Origin of the sequence: Proteus columbae (assembly GCF_002777965.1) — a bacterium.
In the GTDB taxonomy this organism is placed as follows: domain Bacteria; phylum Pseudomonadota; class Gammaproteobacteria; order Enterobacterales; family Enterobacteriaceae; genus Proteus; species Proteus columbae.
Genome location: NZ_NGVR01000023.1, coordinates 1 through 14,165, shown reverse-complemented (window position 1 = coordinate 14,165; position 14,165 = coordinate 1). Strand labels below are relative to the sequence as shown.

The following is a 14,165-nucleotide window of genomic DNA, read 5'->3' as shown; positions in this document are numbered from 1 at the left end:
TTATCAATAACCGAGCTATCGCTATATGGCAACATATAGCGATAGTTTTAAGTCGTTGTAAAAATAGAAACATAAACAAAGAAAGGAATTTTAGTATGGGTGGAACCCAACACACTCAAATAACATCATCGAGAAAAAGTATCTGGCTTGCTGGTATTGTATGGCTGTTGTTTCTTGCCCCATTTTTCTATTTAACTTATATGCAAGTTAACACTTATACTTCCACTTTATCTGATGTTCCTTCTTTTGTTTATTCGTGGGAAAAAGCGATCCCCTTTTTACCTTGGACAATCATTCCTTATTGGAGTGTGAATATTGCCTATGGTATTTCACTGATTATTTGTACAACGTTAAGAGAACAATTTATACATGGGTTACGTTTAATTGTTGCCTCTCTTATTGCTTGTGCTGGTTTTTTATTATTCCCTTTAAAATTTAGTTTTATTCGCCCAACAACAGAAGGATTTTCTGGTTGGTTATTTACCCAATTAGAAGGTTTTGATTTACCTTATAACCAAGCGCCTTCTTTGCACATTATTTTATTGTGGATACTTTGGTTACGTTTTCGCGCACATACGCCTAAATCATGGCAATGGCTTTTAAATTTATGGTCATTGCTTATTGCAGTTTCTGTACTGACAACGTGGCAACATCACTTTATTGATATTATTACAGGCTTTGGTGTTGGCGTATTTATCTGTTATTTGTTGCCAATAAATTCACGATGGAAATGGCATTTTACTGGTAGCAAACGCAGTTTACGTATTGGAAAAAACTATGCGTTATCAGCAATAGTGTTCTACCTGTTATCTTTTGGTTTACAAGGTTTCTTTTGGGTTTTTCTCTGGCCTGCAATCACATTAACTTTTGTGACTTTAGGTTATTTAGGGGCGGGAGCTTCTATTTTTCAAAAGAATGCACAGGGTGAAATCCCCCTTTCTGCACAGATAATCCTATTACCTTATCGCTTTTTTGCTTGGTGTACTTATCGCTATTATTTAACTCGTTGCCAAACACCCAGTTTAGTGACTGAAGGTATTTTATTAGGTGGACGCCCTCTTTATAAATTAAAAGCGAATGCAGTTTTTGATTTAACCTGTGAATGGCCAAGAAACAAATTTAGCCAAAATCAGCTTTATTTAGCCCAACCTCAAATCGATTTATTACCATTATCTCCTGACGATATCAGCAAAGCCATGTTGTCAATGGAACGACTTAGCCAAGTAGGTACTGTTTATATTCATTGCAAATTAGGCTATTCACGCAGTGCGACTATTGCAGTTGCATGGCTAGTTTATAATGGCACAGTAGATACTTTGGAAGACGCAATAAAACAGGTGTATCAAACACGCCCTCAAGTGATTTTAAATTCGGAAACACAAGAGGCATTACAAATTTGGTATTCACGTTTCCAACAAAATAGATAACGAGGCAACTATGCTGACAACAAAAACTAGCGGTAAAGTCATTATGTCTTTAACTCAAAGTTGGCGCTATTTACTGCTGTTATCACTGTTACCTTATATAAGCACATTGCCTGTATTTAGCCTTCATTTTCACAATAAATTGGCTTTCTTTGTTGCTTCGCTTTTATTTTTATTTACACAATATCACCTTTTTCGTTTATGGCTTGATAGCCATTTTTTTCAGGTTCTTTATCGTTATCAAGACGATGTTAGCTTTGATGAAAGCCTCTCTACATTATTTCCTAAACGTCCCCAAAAACAGACTATGGAAGCCCGCTGGCTAGGGACTAAACGTTTATTTTCTTTTGCCGTAATTGGCGTTTCAATTCAATGGATATGGTGTTTGGCTATGCTCTTTTTTACGCTTTTTAGTTATTAATAAGCAAGAAACAGCACTTATTTATCATATAAAACAATATGTTATAAGAATAAAATCTAAGAGTTTATATCAAATTAATTGAACATCTCTATCACAGTAATTCTTTTCTCAAAAAAATGACTCATGTTACTATCATTTACCTTACAAATTATTTGTTATGAGTATTATGGAAAACACCACACCACAAACATCACTAAGCAAAGGCCTTATTTTACTTATGGCAGTTGCCACGGGTATGGTTGTTGCCAGTAATTACTACGCACAACCTCTACTTGATTCAATCGCAAACTATTTCCACATATCTGCGACTTTAGCTGGATTTATTGTCACCACCGCGCAATTAAGTTATGCCGTAGGGTTAATGTTATTAGTGCCTCTTGGCGATATTTTTGAACGTCGCTCACTCATTATTACTATGACATTAATTTCAGCCAGTGGCCTATTAATTACCGCGATGGCATCTAATATTTGGGTGATGTTAATAGGAACTGCCCTCTCAGGTATGTTCTCTGTTGTGGCTCAAATTCTTGTTCCTTTTGCTGCAACGCTTGCCGCGCCACATCAACGAGGAAAGGCTGTCGGAACGATTATGAGTGGTCTTTTACTCGGGATCTTACTGGCAAGAACCGCATCTGGGTTAATGGCATCATTTACTAATTGGCAGGGTATTTTCTGGGTAGCGAGTATTTTTCTGGCGATTTTAGCAATCACTTTATGGCGCTGTTTGCCCACTTATAAAAGTGAAACAAACTTAAATTATTTCCAATTGCTAGGTTCTATTTTCAAATTATTTGCAACAACTCCTGTCTTAAGAACTCGCTCATTCGTTGGTGCACTTATTTTTGCTCACTTTGGTTTATTGTGGACCTCAATGGCTTTTTTATTGGCTTCTGATCCCTTTAATTACTCAGATGCCGTGATTGGTTTATTTGGTCTTGTAGGTGCCGCTGGTGCATTAATGGCGGGAAAAGCCGGTGTATTAGTTGATAAAGGAAAAGGCAGGAAAACCACCACGGTGGGATTAATCATCCTCTTTCTTTCTTGGGGTTTTATCATTATTGCACCTTATTATCACTGGATTGGTCTCATCAGCTTTATTATTGGCGTTGTCCTGCTAGACTTAGCTGTTCAGGGTGTTCATGTCACTAATCAGAGCACCATATACCGTATTTTACCTGATGCTAGAAACCGCCTGACAGCCGCTTATATGACAAGCTATTTTATCGGTGGTGCATTAGGATCTTTACTATCAGGCTATGCTTATCATCAATATGGATGGACAGGTGTTTCTATCGCCGGATTAGTCATTGGTGTTATCGGTCTTATTGTTTGGTTTTTAGGTTATAAAAATGATCCAATAATCCACGCCGAATAATTTTCAGACCCAAGGATGGGTTATATTATTTCTTCAATCCCATGCTAATCAGAATAAAATGTGAATGTTTTAACAGCGTGATTACTATTAATGTATATCATCATCCCATTCTTTATTAAGAAAATTATATCAATCTCCCCAATAAAGCATCATATAAATAATTTCATTTCGATACTATCAATATAGCAACCATTGGTGGTGATAATAAATTTATTACGTGTTTTATCGTAAAAAATGATCCCTTTTTTCGCAAATAGACTACTATTCATTGTCAGATAAGTGATAAATTGATTTTATTAACTTATTGCAAAGAGATAAGTACCTATCTTTTTTTTGTGTTATCATTCAGAAAATTTATGAATCAGGTAACATAATCAAAAAAACATAGTGACTATAAATAATAAAAATTGCTAAATTGTGTGTTTAATATACCATTTAACATGTTGATAACAGAATTATCCTAATTTTCGAAACTAACAAGGTGTCTAAAAATGGAAAGCTCATTTACGCCAACAGAAGAATTACTAAACACTCGCGCTACACAACAGAAATCGCTTAACAAAGATATTCCTTATCAAGAAATTTTGTTAACTCGCCTTTCTATGCATGTTCAAAGCAAACTTCTTGAAAGTCGTAATAATATGTTGAAGTCTCAGGGCATTAACGAGACATTATTTATGGCACTAATGATTTTAGATACGACAGAAAATCGTAGTATTCAACCATCAGAATTAAGTGCAGCTTTAGGTTCTTCAAGAACAAATGCAACGCGTATTGCTGATGAGCTTGAAAAGCAAGGTTGGATTGAACGTCGTGAAAGTCATAATGACCGCCGTTGTTTACATCTCCATTTAACTGATGCAGGTGAAGAGTTTTTAAATAGCTTATTACCACCACAACATCAGTGTTTAAAACAAATCTGGTCTGTATTAGATCAATCTGAACAAAGACAGCTTGAAACACTAATGCGTAAGTTATTATTGCAATTAGATACTTTGGCTGAAAAAGGTTGTGAATAAGTAGCATAATAAATAGTTTTATTGATCTAATCCTATTTACGCCATAAATCGGCAAACATACTTACCCATTAGCATTTATAATTTACCTTCACGCTAATAATTATTCTAAGATTGACTTTATAATTATGTTTCCAGTTTTAATACTGGAAACATATCTAATGATGTTTTTCTGGTTTTATGGAGATCTTCTAAATGAGTGTTAATGAGGAAAATATCCCCCCTCAGGCTCCCATTCGCAATAAAAAACGAACTCGCCGAAATGTTCTACTGTTGCTAACTATCCTATTTATTGTTGCTGGCGCAGCTTACACCGCTTATTGGTTTATAGTGTTAAGACATCATGAAACGACAGATAATGCTTATGTAACAGGCAATCAAATCATGGTGATGCCGCAGATTTCTGGTTCTGTTACCACCGTTTATGTGGATAACACCGATTTTGTAAAAGCGGGTGAACCCTTAGTTTTATTAGATTCAAGTGATGAAAAACTGGCATTAGAAAAAGCAAAAACAGCACTAGCTAATAGTGTTCGCCAAATGCATCAGCAAATCATCAATGGTCGTCAGTTAAAAGCAAACATCGTTTTGCGCGAAACAGAGCTCACTAAATTACAAAATGATCTTCGTCGCCGTGAAGTTTTAGGCGAACGCAACGTTATTGGTAAAGAAGAACTTCAACATGCCAGAGAAGCTGTTTCCACCGCAAGAGCGGCCTTAGAAGTTGCAAGAGAGCAATATAATGCTAATCAGGCAATTATCTTAAATACACCAATTGCAAAACAACCCTCAGTTTTACAAGCATCAACTGGTGTTCGTAATGCATGGCTTGCCTTAGAACGTACTAAAATTTTAAGCCCAACAGATGGCTATGTTTCACGTCGTAGCGTTCAAGTTGGCGCACAAGTCTCACCGGGTAAACCATTAATGGCCGTTGTTCCTGTAACGGGTATGTGGATTGATGCCAATTTTAAAGAAACCCAACTCGCCAATATGCGTATTGGTCAACCAGCAAAGATCACAACGGACTTTTACGGCAAAAAAGTAATCTATCACGGTACTGTATTAGGTTTAGATATGGGAACAGGTAGTGCTTTCTCATTATTACCTGCGCAAAATGCCAGTGGTAACTGGATAAAAGTTGTTCAACGCTTACCCGTTCGTATTTCATTAGATGAAAAAGAATTAGCGGAAAAACCACTGCGTATTGGTCTTTCTTCTGAAGTGACTGTAGATACGATTAACCTTGATGGAAAAGTATTATCACACAGCGAACGCCAAACACCTGCTTACCATACTGATGCTTTAACAATTGATATGTCAGAGATTAATAAACTGATCAATGAAATCATTGAACAAAATGCAGGACAATAAAGGCGAGGTGTAAAGGTGATCAAAGAGCCATTACAAGGAGGAAAACTTGCCTTAATGACCATCGCCCTTGCGTTGGCAACCTTTATGCAAGTTCTTGATTCTACAATCGCTAACGTAGCCATTCCAACTATTGCAGGAAACTTAGGTGCCTCTAACTCACAGGGGACTTGGGTTATTACCTCTTTTGGTGTAGCGAATGCTATTTCTATTCCAATTACAGGTTGGTTAGCAAAACGTATTGGTGAAGTTCGACTCTTTATGTGGTCAACGGCACTTTTTGCGCTAACCTCTTGGCTTTGTGGTATTTCACAAAGTCTTGAAATGCTTATTTTCTTTCGTGTGCTTCAAGGTTTAGTAGCAGGGCCGCTTATTCCTTTATCACAAAGTTTGTTATTGAATAACTATCCACCAGCCAAACGAAATATGGCACTTGCACTATGGTCAGTGACTATTGTTGTTGCGCCAATTTTAGGGCCTATCTTAGGTGGCTATATCAGCGATAACTATCATTGGGGATGGATATTCTTTATTAACGTTCCATTTGGTGTGTTGATTATTATGTGTATATCGAACACCTTAGCGGGACGCGAAACAAAAACTGAAATTAAACCAATAGATACCATTGGCCTTGTTTTACTCGTCGTTGGTATCGGTGCTTTACAAATCATGCTCGATCAGGGTAAAGAGCTAGATTGGTTTAATTCAACAGAAATTATAGTCCTCACCATTGTAGCGGTGGTTGCACTCAGCTTCTTAATTGTTTGGGAGTTAACAGACGATCATCCAGTGATAGACCTTTCACTCTTTAAGAGTCGAAACTTTACCATTGGCTGCGTCACGCTCAGCCTCGCCTATATGATCTATTTTGGTACTATTGTTTTACTGCCACTGCTTTTACAAGAAGTCTTTGGCTATACAGCAACATGGGCTGGATTAGCATCAGCATCAGTAGGTTTATTACCTTTAATTATCACACCGATTATAGGTAAGTTTGGTGGTAAAGTGGATTTACGTTATATCATCAGCTTTAGCTTTATTATGTTTTCTGTGTGTTTTTATTGGCGAGCTTATACCTTCGAACCAGGAATGGACTTTGCCACTGTGGCATGGCCACAATTCTGGCAAGGTTTAGCCGTTGCATGTTTCTTTATGCCATTAACGACAATGACATTATCTGGATTACCACCAGAAAAAATGGCATCAGCGTCAAGTCTTTCGAATTTCTTAAGAACATTGGCAGGGGCAATTGGCGCATCGTTAACCACAACAATTTGGACACAAAGAGAATCACTTCACCATGAAACCTTTGTAGAAAAAATTAACCCACTCGATCCTGATTCGCAAATGGCGTACCAACAAATGAATGATCTTGGTCTTTCAAATGAACAAGCGTCAGCGTATTTAGCGAAAACTATCACAGAACAGGGATTAATTATTTCAGCCAATGAGATTTTTTGGTTAGCCGCAGGTATTTTTCTTATCATGATGATTGTGGTTTGGTTTGCTAAACCGCCATTCTCACCAGGAAAATAATGTAATTAACGTAGATCTTATAAATAAAAATCCCGCTTAAAAATCATAATGATTAAGCGGGATTTTTTATATTATTTCTTTAAAGCAATAAAGCGGATTAGCCTTGGTGCTGACGCCACCATTCTGCTAATAACACACCAGAAGCCACAGAGACGTTTAAGCTTTCAACGTGCCCAGTACCGCCGATGTAAATGCTCATATCACCTTGATTTAGAGTGCTTTCACTTAAGCCATCTTTCTCTTGACCTAAGATAAGTACCATTTTCGCCGGTAATTGTGCTTTTGATAATGGCACACTGCCTTTATGACTTGATGTTGCCACCAGCGTATAACCCGCTTTTTTAAATTTATCTAAAGTTTGAGCAAAGTTATCAGCATCAATACCTTGGATATATTCAGCACCACCTTCTGCGGTACGAACAGCAGCACCCGATTCTAATACAGCAGAATCAGGAGAGATAACCCCTTTCACACCAAAGTGCGCACAACTACGCATAATTGCACCGACGTTATGTGGATTTCCCACATCTTCAAGTGCTAAAACGCAATCATGTTCAGGTGCATCTTTCAAATAGGTTTCTGCATCATGACCGACACGTTTTTTAATTAAGAAGCATACGCCACCATGGTGATCGGTACGAGCGGCTTTGACCATCTCTTCTTCTTCAACAACGTGATAGGCTTTACGATTTGCAGCCATCCATTTTAGTGCATCACGAAAACGTGGTGTCACATCTTGTAAAAACCAAGCGCGAACAATGGCATCAGGACGATTTTTAAACATTGCCTGACAGGCATTTTCACCATAGATGCGCGTTTCTTCTAAACGTTGGCGACGCAACTGTTCAGGATCGATTTGGCTCTTACCGGTAATGCCATCATGTTCTTTAATTGCCTCTTCGCCAGCAGGGCGAGAAACTGTTTTCCATGGAGAAAAACTTCCGCCTTCGCTATCGCGAGAAGGTTTTGATTCATTACGTGATGCGCCACGCCCTGAAGGCTTACCTGCACCGCGGTCATCACGACGAGAAAATTTGTTATCACCACGTCTGTTATCGCGATTTTTATCGTCGCGGTTATCACCACGTCTATTATCACGATTTTTGTCATCACGGTTATCACCGCGTTTGTTATCACGGCTATCACCACGACCATTTTCAGGACGGCGGGATGGTTTTTTAGGTTTATTATCGGCATTGTCCTCACTACGGACATACATCACTTTTACTTTGCCGTTTTTACCTTCATAAGAATCGTTCATTTGTCTCTCCAACTGCAATAGGGGCGCAGATTACATGATAGTTTAGCAACTGTCACCGAGAGAATCACGCACAGGAACCGATAAACTAATCAGGATCAATTGATAATTAACTTCATCTCATACATAACCAATATATCAGTATGATTTTAATGATAAAAACACACAGAATAGTTTGTTCGTTTTGAACATGATAATATTCGATTCTTTTTTATGAGTATTGGTCAATCTGTTATGCATGACAATGCAGTCTCTCGACTTCGTCAATATCGACTTTCGATTTCAACTCGCCCTTTTAAAGCGCGAGGTTTTCGTACAAAACGTTGCACTTTTTGCTTATTACCTGAAAAACAATGTCTTTGTGACACGATTGTCAATCAACCAGCAAAAAGCCAATTTTGTTTATTGATGTATGATACTGAAGTGATGAAGCCAAGTAATACGGGAAAATTAATTGCCGATGTATTACCAGACACGCAAGCTTTTTTGTGGTCCCGAACCACTCCTGAACAGGCCTTGCTTGATCTAATCAATACACCAGATAGGCAAGCTTATGTTGTCTTTCCTGAAAGCTATGCATCAAGTGAACGTGTTGTATACAACCAACTCCCTGCAAATAGCAAACCACCTTTGTTTATCCTTCTTGACGGTACTTGGAGTGAAGCACGCAAAATGTTTCGCAAAAGCCCCTATCTCAATTCATTACCCCTCTTTTCTTTAAATGAGGCAAGTAAATGTGAGTACATACTTCGCCAAGCAGCAAGAGAAGACCAACATTGTACAGCTGAAGTTGCGGCTTCTATTTTAGAGAATGTCGGCGATATTCAAGCCTCACAACAACTTTTTTCTCATTTTAGTTACTTTCGTCAACAATATTTACTTGGAAAACCAGACCGAAGTCAGGCAAAAGAAGAGCAAATCAGCTACATTGAATAGCAGTTGATAATGAAACTCTGGAGTGGATATGAGCCAACGAGGTCTTGAAGCACTATTACGTCCTAAATCTATCGCCGTGATTGGTGCCTCTGAAAAATTAGGTCGAGCAGGAACCACCATGATGAAAAATTTACTCAGTGGTGGATTTAATGGCCCAGTGTTTCCGATTAATCCCTCTCGTGGCTCTGTCTCTGGTGTTTTCACTTACCCTTCTATTGATAAATTACCTCAAGTTCCTGATCTCGCGATTATTTGTACACATCATCGCCGCAACCTTGAGCTACTAAAACAGTTAGGTGGATCTGGTTGCAAAGCCGTGATTGTGCTTTCTGCACAACCTGAACAATTTCAACCAATAAAATTACTTTGCCAGCAATATAATATCCGTTTACTTGGGCCAAATAGTTTGGGACTTTTAGCGCCATGGCAAGGCTTAAATGCCAGCTTTTCACCTCTTCCGGTTAAAAAAGGAAAGTTAGCTTTTATTTCACAATCAGCAGCTGTCGCCAACACGATTTTAGATTGGGCTTATTATCGTAATATCGGTTTTTCCTATTTTATTGCGTTAGGTGATAATCAAGATATCCAAGTCGATGATTTATTGGATTTTTTGGCAAGAGACAGTAAAACCAGTGCTATTTTATTGCATCTCGAACATATAAAAGATGCACGACGTTTTATGTCTGCATCTCGTAGCGCTTCACGCAACAAACCGATTCTGGTGATAAAAAGTGGTCGTACTCAAAAAGCTCAGCTGTTATTAGGCGATACACCTAGTTATGACGTGGCTTATGATGCAGCTTTTCAACGTGCGGGTTTATTACGAGTACAAGATACCCATGAAATGTTTTCTGCGGTTGAAACACTTAGCTATATGACGCCTTTAAAAGGCGAAAGATTAATGATTATGAGTAATGGCTCTGCACCTGCTGCGATGGCAGTTGATGGGCTATTTTTTCATTCAGGAAAGCTCGCACAACTTACAGATGAAACAAAACAAAAGTTACAAAGTGTTATTCAAGAAGAAAATTCTATTCGTAACCCGCTAAACTTAGGTGATGATACTACGGTTGATCGTTATATTTTGGCATTGAATTGTTTGTTAGATAGCCATGATCATGATGCTTTACTCCTTATTCACACACCGAGTGCCATTGCTCCTAGCATTGAAACTGCACAACGAGTCATAGAAGCCATCAATAAACACCCTCGACGTAAATGGCTTACCGTTTTCACTAACTGGGGTGGTGAGTATTCCTCTCAGCAATCACGCAAATTATTTAGTGAAGCCGGAATTCCCACCTATCGAACACCTGAAGGTGCCGTCACCGCATTTATGCATATGGTGGAATATCGTCGAAATCAGAAGCAGCTAAAAGAAACGCCAGCATTGCCTTTAGATATAAAAATGAATACTCAGCAAGCACATCGTTGCATTGAAGAGGCATTAAAAAATAAGCAATATCGATTAGACACACACCAAGTTCAACCAATTATGGAAGCTTATGGCTTTAATACACTTCCAACTTGGATTGCCCATAATGCTCAAGAAGCTGTCAATATTGCTGAAAAGATTGGCTATCCTGTTGCACTGAAATTACGTTCTCCTGATATCCCTCATAAGTCCGAAGTACAAGGTGTTATGCTTTATCTTCGAGACAGCACTGAAGTATCATCAGCAGCTCATGCCATTATAGAGCGTGTAACAGAACTCTATCCTCAAGCTCAAATTCAGGGTTTATTGGTGCAAAGTATGGCAAATCGCGCGGGCTCTCAAGAATTACGAGTCGCGATAGAGCAAGATCCTATTTTTGGTCCATTAATTGTATTGGGTGAAGGGGGAGTTGAGTGGCAAATAGAAACTAAAGCTGCCGTTGCTTTACCACCTCTTAATATGGCGCTTGCCCGTTATCTAGTTATTAATGCAATAAAAAGTGGGAAGATACAGCCTAGAAGCGCTTTACAGCCTCTAAATATATTAAGTCTAAGTCATTTTTTGGTGCAGGTTTCTCACTTACTTCTAGATTGTCCACAAATTGTCAGATTGGATATTCATCCTCTTCTGGCTTCAGGCAATGATTTTACATTACTCGATGTCGCGATGGAGTTAGCTCCTCTACAAGGCGATCCTCATCAAAGACTCTCTATTCGCCCTTATCCCAATGAATTAGAAGAAACCTTCTTTCTAAGAGATAGCAATCCTTGCTTTATCCGCCCAATTTTGCCGGAAGATGAGCCACTACTGAAAACGTTTATAAACCAAGTAACAAAAGAAGATCTTTATTATCGCTATTTTAGTGAGATCAGTGAGTTTACACATGACGATCTCGCTAATATGACGCAAATTGACTACGATCGAGAAATGGCTTTTGTTGCAATCCGAAATCCAGAAGATCAGCCTGAAATCATTGGTGTTGCCCGTGCAATGGCGGATCCTGATAATCAGCATGCAGAATTTGCTATTCTTGTGCGTTCTGATTTAAAAGGAAATACTTTAGGTCATCAACTTATGACTAAACTTATCAACTATACTAGAGAACATGGCATCAAACGTTTAACCGCGATAACAATGCCTGAAAATCGCAATATGATAAGTTTAGCGAAAAAACTGGGATTTTCTGTTGAAGTACAATTTGATGAAGGAATAGTCAATCTTGATTTACAGCTTGGGTCATCAAAAGATAGCCCAATGCTATAATCATAAGAGAAAGTTTCTTTATGTGATTGTTCACGCATCCTTTGATAAATTAGCTATATATGATGATTTTATGCGTACATCCCATATAACTAATGTTATGATCAGAAGATCGGTTAAAGAAAATCTACATGGACGATGGCTCCATCTGCCATCATAAACAAGAGAATTAAGCACTGTGATGTTGTCTAAACTAAAACTTGCTAAGCATCAACAACACCTTGCACAACTGCCTAAATTAGCTCAGTCAGTTGCTGATGTTGAAACGCTTTATCAGACGTCCGCGTTTCGCAGCACCTTATTGAAATATATTGCTCAAGCCAAGAAAGAGATCTTTATTACGGCTCTTTACCTAGAGCACGATGAGGCTGGTGAAGAGATCCTTGATGCGCTTTACAGCGCAAAACAACAACGTCCTGAATTATCCATTACTGTTATTGTTGACTGGCACCGTGCTCAACGTGGGCGTATTGGTGTCTCTGCTGATGCGACGAATGCAGATTGGTACTACCATGTTGCACAGCAACATCCTGATGTTGAGATCCCTATTTACGGCATTCCCGTAAACACTCGTGAAGCATTAGGTGTATTACACCTTAAAGGCTTTATCTTTGATGATACGGTTATCTATAGTGGCGCAAGTATTAATAATGTTTACTTGCACAAGCTAGATAAATATCGTTATGACAGATACCACATCATCCAAAATAATGAATTAGCCTCCACAATGAAGCAATTTATTGTGACTGATCTTTTACAATCAGAAGCAATTCAACGATTGGATATCAAAGATAGAGTTCGTTGTGCCGAAATTAAAAACTCTATTCGCCAATTTCGTTTCAATTTACGCACTCGTGATGGCTATGATATTCAAGCCAATGCGTCTAACAACGAGCTGGCAGTAACACCTTTAATGGGTTTAGGTAAGAAAAATATCTTAAATAAGACGATTTCTCACCTTATGGCTTCGACTGAAGAAAAGCTTGTTATTTGTACACCTTATTTTAATTTGCCTGCGATCCTTGTACGCCAAATCAGTCATTTATTAAGAAATGGAAAGCAAGTCGAAATTATTATTGGTGATAAAACCGCAAATGACTTCTATATTCCACCAGAAGAGCCATTTAAAATTATTGGTGCTCTGCCTTATCTCTATGAGATCAATCTGCGTAAATTTACTCAACGTTTCCAACGATTTATTGATAATGACCAATTAACAGTAAGACTATGGAAAGATAACGATAATACATATCACTTAAAGGGTATGTGGGTAGATGATAGCTGGCAATTAATTACTGGTAATAATCTTAATCCACGTGCATGGGGATTAGATTTAGAAAATGCCATATTAATTCATGATCCTAAACATGAATTACATGAGCAACGACACAATGAGTTAGCGTGTATTCGCCAACATACTATTGTCGTAAAACATTACCAAGATCTAGAAAGTATTAAACTTTATCCTCTAAAAGTGAAGAAATTAATCAAACGATTACGACGTATTCGTGTTGATAGACTAATTAGCCGTATACTTTAAACGCTAACACTTCCTGTCTTAAAGCCTTACTTAAATATCAGTAAGGCTTTTTTATATCAATAATCCACTTCTATACTCTATATATCTTATTTAAGAATATTAACTTTCAGTGAGAAGGCTTTTATTTTTATGAAACTAAAGCTTAAAGATAGCTTTCCAATTATTGTATTCTCAATAATGACTTTAACAGGATGCCAATCTTTTCATTTTGCCAATGATAATTGGCAAGGCAAAGATAAAGCTCAACATTTTTTATTCTCTATGGCTACATCTGCAGGGGCAAACGCTTATGCGGATCATCAAAATTATGGTCATAGAGAAGGTTTATTAATTGGGCTATCATTTTCGATTAGTTTAGGCGTAGCAAAAGAACTTTACGATAGCAGGCCTGAAGGAACAGGCTGGAGCTGGCATGATTTTGCTTACGATGTTGCAGGGGCTACTGCGGGCTCATTGCTTTATCAGCAATTAAAATAGCGCTTTATTTCCCAAGAAGTAAAATAGAGATATAGAACCCCAAACGCAAAAAAGCCAACCCAGTGGGTTGGCTTTCTCGTCTTATTTAATGCCTGGCAGTTCCCTACTCTCACATG

The 14,165-nt window shown here is 38.1% G+C and carries 11 protein-coding genes; 10 read left to right on the top strand and 1 reads right to left on the bottom strand.

Going from position 1 to position 14,165, the window contains the following annotated elements; translation table 11 throughout:
• The first annotated feature begins 95 nt into the window (after window positions 1-95).
• The 6 genes from CBE70_RS11080 (at window position 96) to emrB (ending at window position 7,143) form a co-directional block, all read left to right on the top strand.
• A complete protein-coding gene (locus CBE70_RS11080; protein WP_100159396.1) occupies window positions 96-1,427 on the top strand; it encodes a phosphatase PAP2/dual specificity phosphatase family protein in 1,332 nt (443 codons plus the stop codon).
• A gap of 10 nt (window positions 1,428-1,437) precedes the next feature.
• Window positions 1,438-1,845 carry a hypothetical protein gene (locus CBE70_RS11075; RefSeq protein WP_100159395.1) on the top strand — a complete coding sequence of 136 codons (408 nt, stop codon included), beginning with the start codon at window positions 1,438-1,440 and terminating at the stop codon, window positions 1,843-1,845.
• A 166-nt stretch (window positions 1,846-2,011) separates the two neighbouring features.
• A complete protein-coding gene (locus CBE70_RS11070) occupies window positions 2,012-3,220 on the top strand; it encodes an MFS transporter (protein WP_100159394.1) in 1,209 nt (402 codons plus the stop codon).
• 491 nt (window positions 3,221-3,711) lie between these two features.
• Window positions 3,712-4,239: a transcriptional repressor MprA gene (gene mprA / locus CBE70_RS11065; RefSeq protein WP_023581117.1), complete on the top strand. Its 528-nt coding sequence runs from the start codon at window positions 3,712-3,714 to the stop codon at window positions 4,237-4,239.
• Window positions 4,240-4,431: 192 nt separating this feature from the next.
• A complete protein-coding gene (emrA, locus tag CBE70_RS11060; RefSeq protein ID WP_100159393.1) occupies window positions 4,432-5,610 on the top strand; it encodes a multidrug efflux MFS transporter periplasmic adaptor subunit EmrA in 1,179 nt (392 codons plus the stop codon).
• 15 nt (window positions 5,611-5,625) lie between these two features.
• On the top strand, window positions 5,626-7,143 hold the full coding sequence (gene emrB / locus CBE70_RS11055; RefSeq protein ID WP_100159392.1) for a multidrug efflux MFS transporter permease subunit EmrB: 1,518 nt from the start codon (window positions 5,626-5,628) through the stop codon (window positions 7,141-7,143).
• A 97-nt stretch (window positions 7,144-7,240) separates the two neighbouring features.
• Here the strand turns inward: emrB and CBE70_RS11050 are convergent, their stop codons facing one another.
• Window positions 7,241-8,404: a tRNA/rRNA methyltransferase gene (locus tag CBE70_RS11050; RefSeq protein WP_100159391.1), complete on the bottom strand. Its 1,164-nt coding sequence runs from the start codon at window positions 8,402-8,404 to the stop codon at window positions 7,241-7,243.
• Window positions 8,405-8,635: 231 nt separating this feature from the next.
• On the opposite strand from CBE70_RS11050, the gene CBE70_RS11045 reads away from it, so the two are divergent.
• The 4 genes from CBE70_RS11045 to CBE70_RS11030 all read left to right on the top strand — a co-directional run bounded on the left by CBE70_RS11045 (window position 8,636) and on the right by CBE70_RS11030 (window position 14,049).
• Complete coding sequence (locus tag CBE70_RS11045; protein ID WP_100159644.1) at window positions 8,636-9,337, top strand: tRNA-uridine aminocarboxypropyltransferase; 702 nt, start codon at window positions 8,636-8,638, stop codon at window positions 9,335-9,337.
• Between the two features lie 28 nt (window positions 9,338-9,365).
• Entirely contained in the window at window positions 9,366-12,035 is a 2,670-nt protein-coding gene (locus CBE70_RS11040) for a bifunctional acetate--CoA ligase family protein/GNAT family N-acetyltransferase (RefSeq protein WP_100159390.1), read from the top strand.
• 178 nt (window positions 12,036-12,213) lie between these two features.
• Window positions 12,214-13,572, top strand: coding sequence for a CDP-diacylglycerol--serine O-phosphatidyltransferase (pssA, locus tag CBE70_RS11035; protein WP_100159389.1), 1,359 nt, complete (start codon window positions 12,214-12,216; stop codon window positions 13,570-13,572).
• A gap of 129 nt (window positions 13,573-13,701) precedes the next feature.
• The gene (locus tag CBE70_RS11030) at window positions 13,702-14,049 is read left to right on the top strand and encodes a YfiM family lipoprotein (protein ID WP_100159388.1); all 348 of its coding nucleotides are present in this window, start codon (window positions 13,702-13,704) and stop codon (window positions 14,047-14,049) included.
• Window positions 14,050-14,165: the final 116 nt, after the last annotated feature.

What these genes read in the sequence shown, in the direction of transcription:
- CBE70_RS11080 (WP_100159396.1), top strand. Translation starts at nt 96, where the DNA reads ATGGGTGGAACCCAACACACTCAAATAACATCATCGAGAAAAAGTATC.
- CBE70_RS11075 (WP_100159395.1), top strand. Translation starts at nt 1,438, where the DNA reads ATGCTGACAACAAAAACTAGCGGTAAAGTCATTATGTCTTTAACTCAA.
- CBE70_RS11070 (WP_100159394.1), top strand. Translation starts at nt 2,012, where the DNA reads ATGGAAAACACCACACCACAAACATCACTAAGCAAAGGCCTTATTTTA.
- mprA (WP_023581117.1), top strand. Translation starts at nt 3,712, where the DNA reads ATGGAAAGCTCATTTACGCCAACAGAAGAATTACTAAACACTCGCGCT.
- emrA (WP_100159393.1), top strand. Translation starts at nt 4,432, where the DNA reads ATGAGTGTTAATGAGGAAAATATCCCCCCTCAGGCTCCCATTCGCAAT.
- CBE70_RS11050 (WP_100159391.1), bottom strand. Translation starts at nt 8,404, where the DNA reads ATGAACGATTCTTATGAAGGTAAAAACGGCAAAGTAAAAGTGATGTAT.
- CBE70_RS11045 (WP_100159644.1), top strand. Translation starts at nt 8,636, where the DNA reads ATGCATGACAATGCAGTCTCTCGACTTCGTCAATATCGACTTTCGATT.
- CBE70_RS11040 (WP_100159390.1), top strand. Translation starts at nt 9,366, where the DNA reads ATGAGCCAACGAGGTCTTGAAGCACTATTACGTCCTAAATCTATCGCC.
- pssA (WP_100159389.1), top strand. Translation starts at nt 12,214, where the DNA reads ATGTTGTCTAAACTAAAACTTGCTAAGCATCAACAACACCTTGCACAA.
- CBE70_RS11030 (WP_100159388.1), top strand. Translation starts at nt 13,702, where the DNA reads ATGAAACTAAAGCTTAAAGATAGCTTTCCAATTATTGTATTCTCAATA.